This window comes from Akkermansia sp. KLE1798, from assembly GCF_001580195.1.
Lineage (GTDB): Bacteria > Verrucomicrobiota > Verrucomicrobiia > Verrucomicrobiales > Akkermansiaceae > Akkermansia > Akkermansia biwaensis.
Window position 1 is genome coordinate 373,918 of record NZ_KQ971081.1, and the last position, 18,332, is coordinate 392,249.

Consider the following 18,332-nt stretch of genomic DNA (forward strand, 5'->3'; position numbering starts at 1 on the left):
ATCGGGCATGCCTGTCCATGACAGATACCGGCGGTTCCGTCATGGAACGCGCGGCGGCCTCTCCGGTCACCGCGCGCTGGAAGCGAGGCTGTTGATGAGGTGGGCGTTGAATCCGGCGCCGAAGCCGTTGTCTATATTGACCACGGAAACGCCGTTGGCGCAGGAATTCATCATGGCCAGCAGCGTGGTCACGCCGCGGAAGTTGGCCCCGTACCCCACGCTGGTGGGCACCGCGATCACGGGAGCCTTCACCAGGCCCGCCAGCACGCTGGGGAGCGCTCCCTCCATGCCCGCCACGGCCACCAGGACGGTGGCCTCCCGGATGGAATCCAGATGGGACACCAGGCGGTGCAGCCCCGCCACGCCGCAGTCCCGGTAGCGGCGCACCCGGCTTCCCAGGAATTCCGCCGTCAATGCGGCTTCTTCCGCCACCGCCTGGTCGGACGTGCCCGCACTGACGATGCCGACGAAGCCCGCCGCCTGCGGAGCGGGGGAGGCGATGATGCGCATGAGGCGCGCCTCCGGATGCATGTCCGCTTCCGGAAAGGCCCCGGAAAGATGGAGCAAGGCGTCTTCATTCAGGCGGGTAGCCAGCACGTTCTGCCCGGCGTCCAGCAGGTTGCGGGCTATTTCTTCAATCTGGACGGGCGTCTTGCCCGCTCCGTAGATTACCTCCGGGCATCCCGTGCGTTCCAGGCGGTCGTAGTCGATGTCCGTATGGGAAAGTGCGGGGGACGCCGCGGCCCTGATCTTTTCCGCCGCCTCTTCCGTGGAAAGGCGGCCTTCCTCAAGCTGGCGCAGGATGGCGGTGATGTTGTTCATGACGGTTTGTTCATGCTTCCCCGGGAATACCCTTCCAGGTCCAGGGTGATGTGACGGAAGCCCAGGGCGCGGAGACGGTTCACGACGGCTTCCGACAGGCCGCCCTGGCGGAACAGGCCGAGTTCCGGGCCGGGAAGCTCAATGCGGGCCAGGTCTTCTCCATGCACCCGGACGCGGCAGCCCTTCAGCCCCAGGGAGCGCAGGAAGGTTTCCGCCTCGTCCACGCGCCGCAGCAGGCTTTCCGTAACGGGGCGGCCGTGTTCCAGGCGCGTCATCAGGCACGCATAGGCCGGTTTTTCACTGATGTCTTCCGGCAGGTTCAGGGAGCGGGCCAGAAGGCGTATGTCCGCCTTGCCCATTCCCGCTTCCAGAAAGGGGCTGATAATGCCGAGTTCTTCAAGGGCCTTGCGTCCCGGCCGGTAGTCGCCCAGGTCGTCCGTGTTGGACCCGTCCGCCATCCGGGGAAAACCAAGCTCCGCGGCCCGCCCGGCCAGGGCGGAAAACAGGGCGCGCTTGCACAGGTAGCAGCGCAGGGGGGGATTTTCCGCAATCTCCGGAAGAATGGGGAAGGCCAGTTTTTCCTGCCTGACGCCCAGGCGGCGGCACAGGGCGGCGCTGTCCCGGAGTTCCTCCCGCATGACGTAGGGTGTTTCCGCCGTCAGAGCCAGGCAGCAGTCCGCGCCCAGAATATCGGCTGCGGCAGCCAGCAGCACGCTGCTGTCCAGTCCTCCGGACAGGGCGACGGCGACGTGCTCCATGGGGAGCAGGACGGAGCGCAGCCGTTCAAAGGGAATCTTGGCGGGACTCGTCATGGTTGTCACGGTCGTCGTGGGGGAAAAGCCCCATCATCTGGCATTCTTCCAGCGGCAGCCCGGTCGCTTCCGCCAGGGCCTTGCAATCCTCGAACTCCGCCTTCCGGTGGTGGGGCCGTCCGTTCATGAAGGAGGTCTTTACGCCTACCGTGCCGTGGCGGGTCTGCACGGCGGAGCATTCCCGGCGCAGGATGTGGCGGCAGGCGTCATATTGGCGGATGCCCGGTGTGCTGCTGTTCCGGAAAAAGGCGGTTCTGACCCGGTCCGCATGTTCCGGCAGGCACAGCGCGCAGATCTTGAATGCCAGGCGTCCCTTCTTCATGCAGATGGACTCCTGCCATGCGTCCAGGGCGCCCGCCTCCATCAGCTTTTCCGCCAGGTAGGCGGTCTGTTCCGGCGTCATGTCGTCTATGTTGGCGCACAGTTCCGTCAGGCGTTCCGTGGCCGTATCCTGTTCCTCCGTCTCCACCAGCATCACCCGGAGGATGTTCGGGAGAGGCAGGCCTTGCCTGTGGCCGATGCCGTAGCCGGAGGCGGTGATGCGGCCGGAAAGCGGGGAAGGCGCGGGCTGTGCCACGGCGGCGATGTAGGCGGCCCCGGTGGGCGTGGTCGCCTCATGCGGCGTGCCGTTCAGGGTGGACTGGAAATGGCGCGCGAGCAGCGCGGTGGCGGGTGCCGGAACGGGCATCACGCCGTGCTGGCAGGTGACGCGGCCGCCGCCCAGCTCCACGGGGCCCGTAAAAACGGCATCCGCACGGAGCAGGTCCAGGCAGATGGCCGCGCCCACGATGTCGATGATGGAATCGACGGCGCCCACTTCGTGGAAATGCACCTGGTCCGGCGTAGTGCCGTGCACATGGGCCTCCGCTTCCGCCAGCAGGGAAAAAATGGAGAGAGCCGTCTTCTGTACAGCATCCGGAAGCTCGCTTTCCGTGATGATGCGCCTGATATCCGCCATCGTCCGGTGGTGGTGTTCGTGACTGTGGCCGGAATGGCCGTGTTCATGGGCCAGCACGTCAACCCGCGTGCCGTGGATGCCGGCCTGCGCGGCGCGGCGGCATTCCAGCTTCCACTCCCCGTGAACGTTCAATTTGGACAATTCCCGTTCCAGAATATCCCGGTCCGCGCCCAGGTCGATCAGGGCGGCCAGATTCATGTCTCCGCTGATGCCTGCGCTGCAATCATAGACCAAGACTCTCATGACAAGGTAGTGTAAAAGGAAAATGCCCGCGCTCAAGGTCAAAATGAGCCTTATCGTTCATCGGTTTTCAGGGTTTCCGTGACGGCGTTTCGGAAAAATCCTGTCTGTTCATGCACGGATATTCCGTGAAATACGTTGCTAGAGAACTCTAAATATGCAACAATTCCCCAGCGCTGACAGCGCGTCCCTCGTTCCCATATCATGTCCATTCCGTTCTTTTCGAAATTACGATCCCAGAAGCATTATCTCCAGTTGATCAAGCCGGAGTTGAAGCAGGTCTCTGAATTTGTGGAAGCCCAGGCAGCATGTTTTGATCCCGAAGTCACCGACTACATGGAAACCGTCTGCCAGTCAAAGGGCAAGATGCTGCGGCCCGCGCTGACGCTGCTGGTGGGCGGGGCCACGGGAGGAATCAAGCCGGAGCACATCCGCCTGGGCGCGCTGCTGGAAATGGTGCATCTGGCCTCCCTGGTGCATGACGACGTGATTGACGAGGCCGACAAGCGCCGGGACGAAGCCACGGCCAACGCCCTGTGGGGCAACAGCCTGGCCGTGCTGCTGGGGGACGTTCTCTTCTCCCACGCCATGGTGCTGGGCACCGAATTCGGCAGCACGGAATTCTGCCGCAAGCTTGCGCAGACCGTCAGGAACGTCTGCCAGGGGGAAGTGGCGCAGTCCAGCCGGCTGTACGACCTGAGCATGACGCGCGAGGAATACTTTGAAATCATCCGCAAGAAGACCGCCTCCCTGTTCTCCGCCGCCACGGGCGGCGCGGGCTGGATATCCGGTGTTTCCCCGGAAGTGGAGGAATCCCTGTACCAGCTGGGCGATCTGCTGGGCGTGGCGTATCAGATCTACGACGACTGCCTGGACATGGTGGGTGATGAGGACGATGCCGGCAAGACCCTTCATACGGACGCCGGAAAGGGCAAGCTGACCCTCCCCATCTTCAATCTGCTGGAATGCGGCGACAGGAATGTGGAAGCTACCCTGCGCGACGCTATTGAAAACCGGGAAGCGGTGGATTATTCCGAATTCCATGACAACCCCGTCTTTGCGGAATCCCTGGACAAGGCGATCCAGGTGGCCTTGGAGAAAAACGAGGCCGCCCGTGAAATCCTGTGGCTCCTGCCGCAGACGGAATACCGGGAAGCCCTGGCGGAAATGACCTTCTACATGGACGAACTGCTCAACGATTGCAGAATATCCTGACGCCGCAACCGCGGCGGCCGGCCGTTGACGGAATGGCTTCCTTCCGTTGAGCCTTGTTTTTTCCTCTTCCTGTCCTTTCCCGGTGCTTCGGGGACGGACGGATTCTTTCGACCTGTTTTTACCGGCCTGTACCCTTTTTGCCTCATTCTCTGCCGTAAGAAACCGGGCGAAGGAATGAGACAAGGCGGCTTCCCTGTGCCTCGGCAACGGTTCCACGGTTCCCGGATGTTGCCGGAATCCGCAACGCACGGTTGACGGGTGCCGCAGGCAATTGGGAGCCCTGCCGCGGCGAGGGCAAGGCCCGGCTTGGCGGAGAAGAAGCCCGCAATGCTTTGTATTGGAGGAACCCGGATAGGGTTTATGCCGGGTCTGTTGCCCCGTACCGGCGCGCCCGGAAGAAGTAGGCCACGGCTACGATCCCGGCGAGGGCGGAGTACAGCAGGAAGCGGTCTGTGGAAATGGCGTTGGAAGCCTGGCCGTTGGAAAGGAAGAACGTGATGGCCGCCACCAGCATGTTCCCGGCAAAGATGGTGAGGTTCCAGAAGCTGGTGATGACGCTTTTTAAATGGAGGGGAGCCTGCGTATAGGCGAATTCAAGGCCGGTGGTGCTGACCAGAATCTCGGAAATCGTCAGCACGCAGTAGGGAATGAGCTGCCAGGCAATAGACATGACGGCTCCCGACTCCAGCCTGTGCTGAAGCCACGCCACGATCAGGAAAGTGACGGAACTCAGGGCGATGCCCGTGCCGAGCCGGACAAGCGGTTTGGCGAGCCTCACCACGTTCGGATAAACGAAAACGGTGATGAGCGGGATGAAAATCATCACGAAAACGGGATTGGCCGCCTGTATCTCCTCCGGGCCGATGGACCATGTTCCGGAACCCGGCAGGGGAATGGAGATGGGAATCATGTTGTTGCCCTGGGCCACCCAGGAGGAAGCCGTCTGGTCAAAAATGGACCAGAACGGGATGACGAACGCGAAGATGGAAAGGATTTTCAGGATGTGCCGCGTGTCCGTAACGGCGTTTTCCCCGCAAACCAGGGTTGCCTTGTTCCAGCCCCCGCGGAAAAGGACGGTAAAGAGCACCTGCCAGAAGCCGCCGCGGCTTGCACTCCGTGAGGGCGGTATTTTGTTGTATTTGCGGCGTCCCAGCCAGAAAACGAAGGTGGCGATCCCCATGAAGATGCCTGGCACGGCAAAGGCCCAGCTGTAGCCGTAATGCTGTTCCATGGCCGGGATCACCAGGAAGGAGAAGAAGGAACCGAGGTTGATGGCCCAGTAAAAGGCGTTGAACGCCTTGGTCATCAGCCGCGGGGACTTGTCCGGAATCTGGTCCCCCATGAAGGCGGAAACGCACGGCTTGATGCCGCCGGCCCCCAGGGCGATGATCAAGAGGCCCGCCATCAGGATGTAGCGGCGCGCCTCAATGGTGTGGAACAGGTCCGCGGTGGCCAGCACCCCGTGTCCCACGCAGTAAAGCAGGGAAATGTACAGGATGGTCTTGTACCGTCCCCATACCTTGTCCGCCAGCCATGCTCCCGCCACCGGCAGCAGGTACACCATGCCCACGAAGATGTGCAGCGTGGAGGTGGCCCAGTTCTCGCTCATCAGCAGGTGGCCGGTCATGTACAGCATCAGGATGGATTTCATGCCGTAGAAGCTGAAGCGTTCGCAGGCTTCCGTGCCGATGATGAACCTGGACTGGGAGGGAAGGGCGTTCATGGGGTGGAGGACGGTTGTCAGAAAGTGCCGGAAAGGGCAATAAAAATGATGGCCCCTGGAAGAGGGCCATCATGAAAACGGTGCCGGGATGCAATGCGCCGCGTGCAGACCAGGGCTGGATGCGAAACGGCGGCAGTCATGACCGGGGAGGGTTAGCGCTGCTGGTTGGCGATGGGGGCTATTTCCACCTTGTACTTGGCGATGCAGGCTTTCAGCCAGTCCATCATCAGCATGGCCCTGGTCTGGGCGGAAAGAACGGGTGCATACTGCTGCGTGGCCTTGATCTGGAATTCGGGCGTATCTTCCAGTTCGCGCTTGACCAGCTGGACCAGCAGGATTCCGTCCCCCGTATCGATGGGCTGGGCCATTTTCCCGGGATTGATGAGAGCGCTGGCTCCGAAAACTTCCAGGGGAACGGGAAGCTCCTTGGGAGGAGCCAGACGGGAGCTCATGGCCTGGTCCATGATGGCCTGGAATTCTTCCGGACTCTTCGCGTTCTGGCTGTAAATGCTGTTGAGAAGGATGTTCGGATTGATGAAGGGGCCGTAAGCGGCGGTTTTCGCCCCTGCCTTGGAGGCAATGGCATTGAATTGTTCAATGGCGTCCGGGGCCTTGTCCAGTTCCGTCCTGAGTTCGGAGGCCGCCTTGTTCAGGGATTCCTCGGTCATGGTGTCCAGCAGGTCCGCCCGCGCGCTGTTGCGCGCCATGTCGTAGGGCAGGGCTTTCACGGGAGTGATGCCTTCCAGCTTCACCAGAACCACCTGGCCGTCTTCCAGAACCTGCATGGTGCTGATCTGTTCGGCTCCGGACTTGGCGCGCGCTTCTTCAATGGCCTTGGCGTCTGCATCGGCGTTCAGGGCCGGTGCGCCGGTCAGGGAAAAGACCACGTCCAGCAGGGTGGCGCTGCGTCCGTCGGAAGCGGACTGGTTGATGGGCTGGTTGATTTCTTCCGGCGCGTTCTTGCGGGTAACGGCCGCGTAGGTTTTCTTCTCCATCTTGCACACGTTGGGAGTCTTGGCCAGGGCTTCGCCGATGGTCTGGTCCATGTTTCTTCCGTTGGTGGCGTTCAGGGGTTCCCAGATGTCGTTTTCCACCAGGTTCATGGTTTCCATGGTGGCGTTGGAAATGTCGCCGGGCTTGGGAGCCTTGGCATCTCCTTCCGGAGTGAAGGTATATACGGTGAAGAAGCGGGCTTCCTCATTCTTGTAATTCTCCTTGTGCTTGTCCCAGAACGTCTTGATTTCCTCTTCACCGGGATCCGTCTTGGGGCGGAAGGCGCTCTTTTCCAGGAAGGCGGTGTTGATCGTGATCTGCTGGTTTTCAGATTCCGCCACGGCCTGGGCAAAATTGGATTCCACGGCAGCGCCGCCGGCGATGACATCCTCAATGCGCACCAGGCTCATGGTGTCTCCCATCAGGCCGCGCAGGATTTCTTCCTGGAGCTTCTTGCCCTGGTTGCCGCGCATGGAAATGAAATCGTCGTACTTCTTGGGATCGAACACGCCCTTGTCATCCAGGAATTCCGGAATGTTGCAGATGGCTTCGTCAATCTCCGCATTGCTGGGAGTGAGGCCTAGGCGTTCCGCCTCCCGGCGGATGATGCCGCGGTAGGCCAGGAAGGCGGCATTGGGATTATTGGTCTTCATCAGGTAGCAGATATTCCGCAAATCCTGTTCCGTGGCAAAGTGGTTCTGAAGCAGGGGCGCGAAGCTGGAGGAGAAGGAATAGGCCAGGTTGCGGCCCGTTTGACCCATATTCACGTAATCCTTTTCTCCGTAGGACTTTCCGTCCACGGTCACGAAAGTCTGCTTGAACATGCCGGACAGGGAACCGCCGCTTACGTCCCCGCCGATGAACATGAGGCCCACGAACACCAGGGCCATGGCCGCCATGATGACGATTGTATGTTTGCGTAAAAAATCTAACATGGAATATGATGTTGAATATGCGTGTGTCACCGGTCCCGGACTGACGGCAGTCTGGACAGCCCGGACCTTTTACACCTTTTCATACGGGTAGGCAAGTACGAAGCTTTCCGCTTCCGGCGGCTTTTCCAAAACATTGCGGCATGCGCTTTCCTGTCATGAAGAATGTTCCGGGCAGGGGCAGAACAGTATTTGACCTAGACGGTAGTGCAAATACGCCGTATGTTTTCCGTGCGCGGACGGAACCGGGCGGCAGCGGCCGTCTTCCGCAGAGCGCTGCGCATGTCCGCAGCCGGACGGCCTTTTAAACGCAAGGATTTATGCTGAACCAGGTAGTAGAACTCAAAAGAGAAGTGACGGCGGTGCAGATCCCCAGCGGGGATGTGCTTACCCTGCCGGAAGGGGAGCGCGTGTACATCACCCAGATTCTGGGCGGCACCTATACCGTGGCTACGGACTACGGCCTGGCCCGCATTTCCAGGGAAGACGCGGACGCGCTGGGCGCCGAACCCGTGGAAAATTCCCAGGAAACGGCCGGACTGGACGAGAACGCCACACTTGAGGAACGCGTCTGGGACACGCTCAAATGCATTTACGATCCGGAAATTCCCGTGGACATCGTGGACCTGGGCCTGATTTACGACGTAACCGTGACGGAACTGGAAAACGGCCTGCATCACGTGGCCGTGAAGATGACCCTTACCGCCCCCGGCTGCGGCATGGGGCCCCACCTGGTGATGGAGGCCAAGGACCGCATTGAAGCCCTGGAAGGCGTGGAAGCCGCGGATGTGGACATGGTCTGGGACCCTCCGTGGAACCAGGAAATGGTGAGCGAGGAAGGGAAAATGAAACTCGGACTGATTTGATCCCATGCCGGTTACTCTGAAATTATCCGACGAAGAGGCGCGGCATCTGGCGGAAATGCTTTCAACCGCCGCTGCCGTAGCTGCCGCCAACCAGCAGGACGGAGCGGAGGGAGGCCTGGTGGCGTGGGGAAAGCTCATCTCCCGCCTGATGAAGGACCTGTCGGAAACCCCCAGACTGAAAGGGCGCATTGCCTATGCGGAGGATCTGGGAGCCTACGCCTTTACCCGGGAATATGAGGAAAACGCCTTTTACCAGGACTGTCTGGACGAATACCGGGACAACGTCTTCTGGGCGGACCTGGTGACGCGCATGGCGGACAAGGCCATCAGCGAACACCTGGGACCGGAATACTTTGAGAACATGTCGGAGGAAGAGCGCCGCCATACCGCGGAGGCCCTGGAAAAATCCCTGTGGCAGGAATGCGCCAGATACGGCATTGACCGCCTGGGCTTCATCCTCCCTCCTTCGGATGGGTAAAACGGCCTCTTTTTTCTCCTTCTCTCTTTGTCCTTCTCTCTTTGTCCTTCTCCCGTTGGAAGAAGAGGACGCCTCACGGATGTGAGAAGCCCTCTTTTGCGAAACTCTGCGCATGGACGCCGAGCTTTTGGAAACTGCCTGTTCCTCGCTCTCCCGTATGGACTGGTTTACTGGTCCGGGTCTTCCGGCAGGGGCGGGGTGGGACTGAGCAGGTGTTCCGTCTCCCGGGGAGTGGAGAGCACTTTGTAATAAGCCCATACAGCGGCGGTCAGAACACCGCTGATGGAAAAAATCATCGTAAGCCAGCCGGTAAGGGACATAATTATTTGATGTGCTCCTGCACGAGCCGGGTGACGTCTTCACCGGGCGGTACAGGCCTTACATCCTGAGGCAGGGGGCGGCTTTCAAACAGCTTGAAATCCGTCATCACCGTTTCGCCGCCCGTCTGGAGCAGGACGGAACCGTTCGGCTGGATTTCCGCCATGACGTTGGTGGAGGGGGTGGGGTCGCCCGTAAAGGTAACGCCGGTGCTGGGGAACCATTTGCCGTCCTTGTACGCAAAGCCGGGACCGAAGAACGCGCCGCGCGCTTTCTTGGCGGATTCAAAATTGCGCATGAAATCCTCCACAAACCCTACGGAGTAGGAAAGCTCCTTTTTGGAGGAATGGGTTTTCCACTTGGAAATGAGGTCCCAGGAGTTGGTCTTGTTATTGAAGTAAAAGCCGCTGATTTCCTTGAACGCCCCCATTTTTTTGATGCAGACGAGAAAGCGCATGTTTTCCCCCACTTCCCAGGGATAATCCACAAAGCTCTGGCCGCCCGTCCCCTCGCCGCCGAAGCGTCCGGCCCTGGCGTTTTCTCCCAGCTTCAGCAGCTTGGTGCGTTCTTCTTCCGGGACGCTGTTGGGGTTGTCTCCGTGGGAAACCGGGTCCCAGATGGAAAAAATAATCACTTTTCTGCCGTTGGACTGTTCCTGGAAGCCGATGTAGCCATCGTCAAAGTTCATGGCGCAGAAATAAGTGCCGGGAACGGAGGTGCGGGCCTTCACCTCGTTGTACAGGGCGGCCGCCTGGGCCGGATGGCCGTCCTGCCTGATATGCACGGAGCGGCATTGCCGCTTCGCCAGAACTTCCGGGGACTGGGCGTGGACGAATGATACTGCGGCAAGCAGGGAGGCGCAGACGACGGCTGTTGCGGAAAAAAGACGCATGGGAATGATTGGTGTTGACGGTTTGCTCCGGGCACGCCCGTTCGGGCGCTCCGCGGTGCATGGTTAGTACGGACTAATTACGTTTCCGTTTTATTCAATCTCTCACGCCTTTCCGTTTTTTTCAGGGTTTTTCCGGCATGGTGCGCCGTCTGAAGATGGAGAAGACGCGGGTTTTTCCGGCAATGAAAATTTTATGGCTGAAAGGCCGTCAAACATTTCATTCGTTTCCGCTCCATTCCTTCCAGCCATTTCAAAAGGCTACGGCGTTCCCGCCGGAGGAAGAAAGGAAAGGCCGCTCCGCAGGATGCGGAAGCGGCCTTCACAGGATGATGAACGGAAGGAAGGTTTTTAACGGATCGGGTTGATGAACAGGGGCATCAGGCCGCCGATCACGATGAAGACGGAGAAGGCCGCCAGCATCACGCCGGAGATGACGGGCACCTGCACGGGTTCCATGCCTTCTTCCGGCTTGTCCCAGTACATGGAGCGGATGACCTTGAAGTAATAATAGAAGCCTGCGGCGGCGCAGATGATCATGATGGGCAGCATCCAGTTCAGGTACAGGCCCGTGTTGATGACGTGGACGAAGGAGATCATTTTGGCGAAGAAGCCGGCCGTCAGCGGAACGCCTGCCAGGGAGGCGAACATGATCGTGATGGCGAGGGCCAGGCGGGGATTGGTTTTGCCCAGGCCCCGGAAGGCGGAGATTTCCTCGCTGCCGCGCTGGGTTCGGATCATGGCGAGTGCGAAGAAGGCCCCGAAGGTCATGACCAGGTACACCGCCAAATAGAAGGGCGCGTTGGGTGCCAGCTGCCCCTTCACCGTGCCGATGAAGAGGGGCAGGATGAAGCCGGCCTGAGCGATGGAGGAATACCCCATCAGGCGTTTCAGGTTGGTTTGGGGAATGGCTCCCAGGTTGCCCACCAGCAACGTGGCCGCGGCCATCAGGGCGATGACGAACTGGACGGCGGGAATGCCGGCGAAGGGCGCCAGGATGATGCTCAGCAGGGCGAAGCCCGCCACCTTGGACGCTACGGAGAGGAAGGCCGTCACCGGGGTGGGTGCGCCCTGGTACACGTCCGGAATCCACAACTGCATGGGAACGGCGCCGATCTTGAAGGCGGTGCCGAGCAGGAGCAGGGCCAGGGCAAAGAACATGCCCGGTGCCGTCTGTCCGGAAAGGGCGGCCATGACGATGGCGTGGTTGTATTCAAAGGTGCCGGTCATGCCGAAGTACCATGCCAGGCCGAAGACGAGGAAGCCCGTGCTGACGGCTCCCAGGATCAGATACTTGATGCCCGCTTCCGTGGAGCCGAGGTTCCGGCGGAAATAGCCCACCATGATGAAGGAGCTCAGCGTGAGCACTTCCAGGGAAACGAAGAGTTCCACCAGGTTGGCGGCCTTGCACAGGGAAGTGATCCCCACGCAGGCGAGCAGCGGCAGGATGTAGAATTCCCCGGTGCCGTCCTGCGTCTTGGAGTCGTTGGAAGACAGGTTGATGACGGCGCGGAAGTCCACGGAAAGGAGCAGGGTGATCGCCGTGGCGACCAGGGCCAGGATGATGTAGGTATTGGCGTAGAGGCTTTCCATGTAGAAGGGAAGCATCGCCAGGGCGCCCGCCGCCCCGATCAGGCCGAAGACGAATTTGGGAGCCTTCTTGAAGAAAGTTTCAGCCAGGAGCAGGATCATCGCCAGGCCGGCCAGGATGAATTCCGGAATGTACGCTTGCATGGGTAAAAGAAGATCAGGTTAAGCTTGGATTGTATTCAGGGGATGATCAGGAGAAGAATTGGAGAACCAGGTCCGGCAGGAAGCCGAAGACGACCAGGGTGATGACCAGGAAGTAGTTGGCCGCGCGTTCGGCGGGCAGCAGTTCCGTCGCGTAGGCGGCGGCCTTGGACAGGTCGCCCTGGAAGATGTTGCGGTAGGCCCTCAGCATGTACACGGCGCCGATGACCAGGCCCCACAGGCAGAGGATCGTGGCGATCTGCACGGGGCCGAAGCCGTTCTCGAACCCGGCGAAACCGGAGAAGAAGACCATGAACTCGCCCGGGAAGTTCGCCAGGCCGGGGAGGCCGATGGAGGCCATGCCCGCCAGGCCGAAGACGAAGGCCATGCGGGGCAGCCTGGTTCCCAGGCCGCCCAGGGAATTGATTTCCAGCGTGCCGGTCTGCTTTTCAATCTGGCCGCAGAGCATGAAGAGCAGGGCGATGGAAAGGCCGTGGGCCAGCATCAGCAGGGCCGCTCCTTTCACGGCCCAGGGGTTGGCTTCCGCGGAACCGGATACGATCAGGGCGGCGAAGGCCAGGAAGATGTAGCCCATGTGCATCACGGAGGAGTTGCCCAGCAGCAGGTCCAGCCGCTTCTGGTTCACCGTCACGTAGCCCACCCAGATCACGTTGCACACCAGCAGGACAAGCAGGATGTTCGTCCAGGGCAGAAAGCCCGCTTCCATCAGGGGCTGGAACATGAACAGGCCGTACAGGCCGAATTTTTTCAGAACGCCCGCGTGCATCATCGCCACCGGAGCGGGGGCGGAGGCATAGGCGGGGGCGGCCCAGGAATGGAACGGGAACAGGGAGATCAGGGTGCCGAATCCGGCGATCAGCAGGGCGCCGATCAGTTCCGCATTTTCCAGGGGCTGTCCGCTCTGGATGAAGTCCTGGAGGCCGGAGAAGGTGAACCCGGCCTGCGTTCCGATCATCAGCAGGGCCGCGAGCAACACCATGGAGGCCAGCCCCAGGTACAGGGTGGCGCGCCAGGCGGTGGTGCGCTTGTCCCCCCTGCCGTACAGGCCGATCATCACGAAGGTGGGGATCAGCGCCAGTTCATGGAAGGCGAAGAAGGAAATGATGTTGTTGGACAGGAAGGCCCCGGTGGCGCCCGCGGAGATCAGCAGGGCGGAATTGTACCAGGAGGCTTCCCCTCCCTTGGGAGGATTGGTGCCCAGGACCGTGGCGAAAGTGACCAGGATGGTCAGCAGCAGCATCACCTTGGCCATGGCGGGGGCCAGGGTCAGCTGGAGGTCCAGCCCCTGGAAGCGGGACCAGCAGGAAGCGCAGTCGTCAAAGCTAACCAGGGCCCAGATGCCCAGGGCCAGCGTCAGCGTTGCGCTGAGCAGGGCCGTCGGGCGCGCGGGCGCCTTGCACAGACCGATGAGGGCTGAGGCAATCAGAGGAATGAGAACAAGCCAGATAAGCATGGTGTGTGATTGGTTGGGAGGTTAGCAGGAATAGAAGACGGTGAAGTAAATAACCAGAAGAAGGCCGACGCCGAACAGGACCGTGTAGGCGGCCATGTTGCCGGATTGCAGGCGGCGGAGCAGGGATCCGACGGCGGCGGTGAGCCGGGCCAGGCCGCCCACGATGAGGCCGGAAATGATGAACTGGTCGATGAAGTCGATGACGGAGGCCAGAATGCCCTGCACGCCTTTAACGAGCACCTTGTCGTAGAACCAGTCGATGTAGAGACGGTTGGCGAGGGCGCGGGAGACGGCGTTGCCGGAGAGCTTGTCGGAGGCCGGAGAGCCCGCATAAAACACGGCCGCCAGCAGAATGCCCAGGACGAGGGCGCCCATGGATACGTAGAAGGGCATGCCCATGTGGAAGTCCGCCACTGCAAAGCCGTTGAAGGGAACCAGCCTGTCCGCGATGAAGCCGTAGCCGGAGATGACGGCGAGCACGGCCAGGATCAGCAGGGGAATGAGCATGACGCCGCCCACTTCCCGCGCGTGTTCCGCGCTGTGGCTGCGTTCCCTGCCGAAGAAGACCACGAAGATGACCCTCATCATGTAGAAGGTGGTCAGCAGGGCCACGCCGCCGCCGATCCAGAAGAACACCGGGTTCTTGTGCAGGGCGGCTTCCAGGATGGCTTCCTTGGAGAAGAAGCCGGACGTGAACGGAATGGCGATCAGGGCCATGGTGCCGATGATGAAGGTCAGGGAAGTCAGCTTCATGCGCTTCATGATGCCGCCCATCTTCCAGATATCCTGCTCATGGTGGCAGGCGAAGATGATGGCGCCCGCTCCGAGGAAGAGCAGCGCCTTGAACCAGGCGTGGGTGAACAGGTGGAACATGGCCGCTTCCCCGGCCAGCAGTCCCAGGGCCATGACCATGTACCCGAGCTGGGACAGGGTGGAGTAGGCCAGCACGCGCTTGATGTCGTTTTGCTGGGTTGCCATGAAGGCGGCGATGATGGCCGTGATGGCGCCGATGATGGCGATCACGTCGCAGGAGAGGGAGGGGAACGCTTCCACGCCGATGGAGAGCTGGACGCGCACCATCATGTACACCCCGGCGGCGACCATCGTGGCGGCATGGATCAGGGCGGAAACGGGGGTGGGGCCTTCCATGGCGTCCGGCAGCCACACGTGCAGCGGGAACTGGGCGGACTTGCCCACCGCGCCGCAGAACAGGCACAGCACCGTGATGTTCAGCAGGGTTTCACTGATGCCGGCGGGCATTTCCATCAGGCTGAAATTGAGCGTATTGGTCAGCGCCCAGAGGGTCAGAATGCCGATCAGGAAGCCGAAGTCCCCCACGCGGTTGCAGATGAAGGCCTTCTTGGCGGCGTCCGCGGCGGCTGACCTGGTGTACCAGTGGCCGATGAGCAGGTAGGAGGAAAGGCCCACCAGCTCCCAGAAGATGAAGGTCATGGCGATGTTGCTGGCCAGGACGATGCCCGTCATGGAGAACATGAACAGGCTCAGGCAGGCGAAGTAGCGGGCCTTGGCCTTGTCATCCGCCATGTATCCCAGGGAGAAGATATGCACCAGCAGGCCGATGCCCGTGACCACCAGCATCATGCGCGTGGACAGGGGGTCCAGCACGAAGCCGAGGTCAATGGAGAAGACGCTGGAAATGGAAAGCCAGGTGAAGGCATCCGTTCCGGTCTTGTCCAGCAGGGCCAGGGAAAGAACGAAGGTGACCAGGCAGGAGAAGGTGGAGGTGAGGGCCGCCACGTTCGCGCGCTTAGTCAGGAAAAACCAGTTGAAAGCCGCCACGACCAGGGGCAGAAAGAGCAGGAGCCAGGTATATTGGATGTCGATGTCTAACATGTTCGTGTGAGGTTCGGGTTGCTCTTAGTCTTTCAGCGTATGGAGGTCCTGGGTGCTGGCCGTGCGCCGCGCGCGGTACAGGGAAACGATCAGGGCCAGGCCGATGGCCACTTCCGCCGCGGCGATGGTCAGGACGAAGATGGACAGGGACTGGCCGTCATAGTTGGGCAGTCCCATGGAGCCCTGGGCCCGGGAGAAGGCCACCAGGGAAAGGTTGGCCGCGCTGAGCATCATTTCCAGGCACATGAAAATGACGATGATGTCGCGCCGGACGATCACCCCCACCAGGCCGATGGCAAACAGAATGCCGGAGAGGATCAGATAATGCGTAAGAGGTATCATGATGATTGGCTGTATTGAGATGTTCGTTATTTGCCGGAGGGGCGACGGCTCAGGACCACGACCCCGATGGAGGCCACCAGCAGGGCCAGCCCCGCGATGACCAGCGTGCGGTTGTACTTGTCAAACAGGGTGCGGCCCAGCAGGGCGGTGTCCGGAAATTCTCCGTTGTCAATCTCGGCGCGGATGGTGGTCCCTTCCGGAAAACGTTCCGCCGAGCATTGGGGGGAAATGGGAGGAAGAACCGCGAAACGGGAAGAGGATTGCATCAGATTGTCCAGTTGCTTCTTGGTTATGCAGTAGCTTGAGAACCGGGGTCCCTGTTCGCATGCCGTGTTGCACGCAGCATCGTTTTCAGGCGCATCCTGTCCGATTTTCAGATCGTTCCAGGCCTGTTCCGCGCTGGCCATCGGGCAGCGGCCGCAGTCCCTGGCGCCGGGCAGGGAGTAGATGATGCCGATGAGCTGGCCGAGGAACAGCCCCGCAATGATGACGCCCACGGCAACGGAAACGGGGCGCCGGAAGGGGGAGGTTTCCAGCTTTACGTTCAGCAGCATGATGATGAACGCAAAGAGAACCATGATGGCCCCGGCGTACACGAGGATTTGCAGAATGCCCAGGAAGTGGGCGCCCAGCCCGATCATGACGGCGGCCGTCGCCCCGAAGGAGAGGGCCATCATCATGGCGGAAGAAACGGGGTTGCGCATGAAGACGACCATCAGGGACAGGATCACGGCCAGGGCCCCGAAGACGTAAAAGAGTATGTCACTGGCAAAAATGTTCATAACGTGCAGAATGTGGAGTGAGGAGTTCGGGGTGTGTTATTTGTATTGGTTCCACTTGTTGACCAGCCCCTTGCGGGTGCCGCCCAGTTCGTAAAGCCTGGCCTTGTTGTGGATGGACTGCGTCCGGTCCGTGGGGGTGAGCAGGTAGTCCTGGCTCATGAAGATGGCTTGTTCCGGGCAGGCTTCCTCGCACATGCCGCAGTAGATGCAGCGGAGCATGTCGATCTCGAATTCCTTGGGGGCTTTTTCCACCTTGTCCCAGTCGCCTTCCTTGACAGTGCCGGGCGTGATGGTGATGGCGCGGGCGGGGCAGATGAATTCGCAGAGCTGACAGGAGACGCAGCGTTCGCGCCCGTCCTCGCCCTTCACCAGCACGGGGTAGCCGCGGTAATAGGGAGGCAGGTGCTTGTCCCAGCGGAATTCCGGGTACTGCATGGTGACGCCGATTCCGGAGCCGGCCAGTTCCTTCTTGTTGCGGGACTTGCCCACCAGGGCCAGGGCCAGGTGCTTGATGGTGATCCAGAGACCGCCCAGGATGGATTGCAAGTAGAACCGCTCTCCGAGGGAAATCTTCGGGCGCTTGATCGTTTTGAAGGCCATAATATTTGTGTATCGGGATAAAGGGTTGGTTTACTGGACGAAGTACAGGATGGCGGCCGTGATGAAGATGTTGATGACGGCCAGTTCAAAGAAGACCATCCAGCCGAGCTTCATCACCTGGTCATAGCGGAAGCGGGGCAGCGTCCAGCGCACCCAGACGAAGAAGAAGGCGAAGAAGAGGAGCTTGAGCACGTAGGCGACCAGCTGGCAGAGCACCGCCACCCAGTTGGCGACGTGTTCGTTCAGCCAGCCGTCTAGGCCGAAGCCGATGGACCAGCCGCCCAGGAAGAGCGTGATGACCAGGGAGGAGCCCACCACCATGGCGGCGTATTCGCCCATGAAGAACTGCGCGAATTTCATGGAGGAGTATTCCGTGTGGTAGCCGCCCACGAGGTCCGTCTCGCATTCGGACATGTCAAAGGGGGTGCGGTTGGCTTCCGCGAAGATGGAAGTCAGGAAGATGAGGAAGCTGATGGCCACGGGCACCAGCAGAATCCAGCGCTGCCAGCTCAGGCCCTCTCCCCACACGGGAAGCAGCAGCCAGCCGTTGGCCGCCTGGTATTCCACGATGTTGGACAGGTCCAGCGTGCTGTAAATCATCAGAACGGGGATGATGGACAGCCCCATGCTGATTTCATAGGAGATCATCTGCGCGGAGGAGCGCACGCCGCCCAGGAACGGGAATTTGGAGTTGGAGGACCAGCCCGCCAGCACAAGGCCGTACACGGAAAGTGAGGAGATGGCGAACACCCACAGCGGCCCCACGCTCAGGTTGGCCACGGCCATGTTCACATTGCCGTAGGAGGTATGCAGGTCTCCGGCAAAGGGGATGACGGCAGCCGTCATCAGAGGCGGGGCAAGCACCAGCATCGGGGCGATCCAGAAATAGACGCGGCGCACGAAAGGCGGCGTGAAGTCCTGCTTCAGGAACAGCTTGCCGCCGTCCACCATAGGCTGGACGAGGCCGAAGATGGGAATGTCCCGGTCCAGGCGGAAGAAGCGGCACAGGTTGGCGATCTTGCCGTCGTGGGGCAGGCCGAAGTAGTCCAGCGTCTTCTTGAACGGCAGGTCGGACTTCACGCCGAAGCGGCGGAAGATGCTCAGCGGGATGCCGGCGCGGTTGGGGCCCACGCGGTCCTGGATCCAGGCGGCCACCCGGCGTTCGATGTACACGCAGATCGGAATGAACAGGATGGTGATGGCAAAGCAGATGACGATCTTGATCAGCAGGGTGATGACGTAGAACCAGATGGGGTTGCTGAGCACCTCGTCGCAGAAGGTTAGAATCGAATCAATCATGGCG

Annotated in this window: 17 protein-coding genes; 3 read left to right on the forward strand and 14 right to left on the reverse strand. The window is 60.7% G+C overall.

All coding sequences use genetic code 11. The features are described 5' to 3' along the window. Nucleotides 1-66 precede the first annotated feature (66 nt). The 3 genes from larB to larC are packed head-to-tail and all read right to left on the reverse strand — an operon-like array spanning nt 67 to nt 2,835. Nucleotides 67-822, reverse strand: coding sequence for a nickel pincer cofactor biosynthesis protein LarB (larB, locus tag HMPREF3039_RS06395; RefSeq protein WP_067571614.1), 756 nt, complete (start codon nt 820-822; stop codon nt 67-69). After that, nucleotides 819-1,634, reverse strand: a complete 816-nt coding sequence (gene larE / locus HMPREF3039_RS06400) for an ATP-dependent sacrificial sulfur transferase LarE (protein ID WP_067571616.1) — start codon at nt 1,632-1,634, stop codon at nt 819-821. Before larE ends, larB begins: the two co-directional genes overlap by 4 nt. Continuing rightward, a complete protein-coding gene (gene larC, locus HMPREF3039_RS06405) occupies nt 1,606-2,835 on the reverse strand; it encodes a nickel pincer cofactor biosynthesis protein LarC (protein ID WP_082780677.1) in 1,230 nt (409 codons plus the stop codon). The genes larE and larC overlap by 29 nt, the downstream gene beginning before the upstream one ends. A gap of 267 nt (nt 2,836-3,102) precedes the next feature. On the opposite strand from larC, the gene HMPREF3039_RS06410 reads away from it, so the two are divergent. Next, on the forward strand, nt 3,103-4,047 hold the full coding sequence (locus tag HMPREF3039_RS06410; protein ID WP_197483321.1) for a polyprenyl synthetase family protein: 945 nt from the start codon (nt 3,103-3,105) through the stop codon (nt 4,045-4,047). Between the two features lie 358 nt (nt 4,048-4,405). Here the strand turns inward: HMPREF3039_RS06410 and HMPREF3039_RS06415 are convergent, their stop codons facing one another. Beyond that, nucleotides 4,406-5,770, reverse strand: coding sequence for a POT-type proton-dependent oligopeptide transporter (locus HMPREF3039_RS06415; RefSeq protein ID WP_067571622.1), 1,365 nt, complete (start codon nt 5,768-5,770; stop codon nt 4,406-4,408). A 152-nt stretch (nt 5,771-5,922) separates the two neighbouring features. Beyond that, complete coding sequence (locus HMPREF3039_RS06420) at nt 5,923-7,698, reverse strand: peptidylprolyl isomerase (RefSeq protein ID WP_082770074.1); 1,776 nt, start codon at nt 7,696-7,698, stop codon at nt 5,923-5,925. 317 nt (nt 7,699-8,015) lie between these two features. On the opposite strand from HMPREF3039_RS06420, the gene sufT reads away from it, so the two are divergent. After that, complete coding sequence (sufT, locus tag HMPREF3039_RS06425; RefSeq protein ID WP_067571626.1) at nt 8,016-8,561, forward strand: putative Fe-S cluster assembly protein SufT; 546 nt, start codon at nt 8,016-8,018, stop codon at nt 8,559-8,561. Nucleotides 8,562-8,565: 4 nt separating this feature from the next. After that, the gene (locus tag HMPREF3039_RS06430) at nt 8,566-9,039 is read left to right on the forward strand and encodes a hypothetical protein (RefSeq protein ID WP_067571627.1); all 474 of its coding nucleotides are present in this window, start codon (nt 8,566-8,568) and stop codon (nt 9,037-9,039) included. 167 nt (nt 9,040-9,206) lie between these two features. On the opposite strand, the gene HMPREF3039_RS13715 is transcribed toward HMPREF3039_RS06430, so the two are convergent. From HMPREF3039_RS13715 to HMPREF3039_RS06470, 9 genes are all read right to left on the reverse strand, one after another. Next, entirely contained in the window at nt 9,207-9,359 is a 153-nt protein-coding gene (locus HMPREF3039_RS13715; RefSeq protein WP_156469846.1) for a hypothetical protein, read from the reverse strand. A 2-nt stretch (nt 9,360-9,361) separates the two neighbouring features. Then, nucleotides 9,362-10,249 (reverse strand): DUF3472 domain-containing protein, encoded by an 888-nt coding sequence (locus HMPREF3039_RS06435; RefSeq protein ID WP_067571629.1) that lies wholly within the window; start codon nt 10,247-10,249, stop codon nt 9,362-9,364. Nucleotides 10,250-10,597: 348 nt separating this feature from the next. Beyond that, nucleotides 10,598-11,980, reverse strand: a complete 1,383-nt coding sequence (locus HMPREF3039_RS06440) for an NADH-quinone oxidoreductase subunit N (RefSeq protein WP_067571631.1) — start codon at nt 11,978-11,980, stop codon at nt 10,598-10,600. 46 nt (nt 11,981-12,026) lie between these two features. Beyond that, nucleotides 12,027-13,451, reverse strand: a complete 1,425-nt coding sequence (locus HMPREF3039_RS06445) for a complex I subunit 4 family protein (RefSeq protein ID WP_067571633.1) — start codon at nt 13,449-13,451, stop codon at nt 12,027-12,029. A 21-nt stretch (nt 13,452-13,472) separates the two neighbouring features. After that, the gene (gene nuoL / locus HMPREF3039_RS06450) at nt 13,473-15,305 is read right to left on the reverse strand and encodes an NADH-quinone oxidoreductase subunit L (protein ID WP_067571634.1); all 1,833 of its coding nucleotides are present in this window, start codon (nt 15,303-15,305) and stop codon (nt 13,473-13,475) included. Between the two features lie 24 nt (nt 15,306-15,329). Next, entirely contained in the window at nt 15,330-15,647 is a 318-nt protein-coding gene (gene nuoK, locus HMPREF3039_RS06455; RefSeq protein ID WP_067571636.1) for an NADH-quinone oxidoreductase subunit NuoK, read from the reverse strand. Between the two features lie 26 nt (nt 15,648-15,673). Further along, the gene (locus HMPREF3039_RS06460; RefSeq protein ID WP_067571638.1) at nt 15,674-16,429 is read right to left on the reverse strand and encodes an NADH-quinone oxidoreductase subunit J; all 756 of its coding nucleotides are present in this window, start codon (nt 16,427-16,429) and stop codon (nt 15,674-15,676) included. A 36-nt stretch (nt 16,430-16,465) separates the two neighbouring features. Beyond that, nucleotides 16,466-17,029: a NuoI/complex I 23 kDa subunit family protein gene (locus HMPREF3039_RS06465; protein WP_067571640.1), complete on the reverse strand. Its 564-nt coding sequence runs from the start codon at nt 17,027-17,029 to the stop codon at nt 16,466-16,468. Between the two features lie 30 nt (nt 17,030-17,059). After that, the gene (locus HMPREF3039_RS06470) at nt 17,060-18,328 is read right to left on the reverse strand and encodes a complex I subunit 1/NuoH family protein (RefSeq protein ID WP_067571642.1); all 1,269 of its coding nucleotides are present in this window, start codon (nt 18,326-18,328) and stop codon (nt 17,060-17,062) included. Between the last annotated feature and the right edge of the window lie 4 nt (nt 18,329-18,332).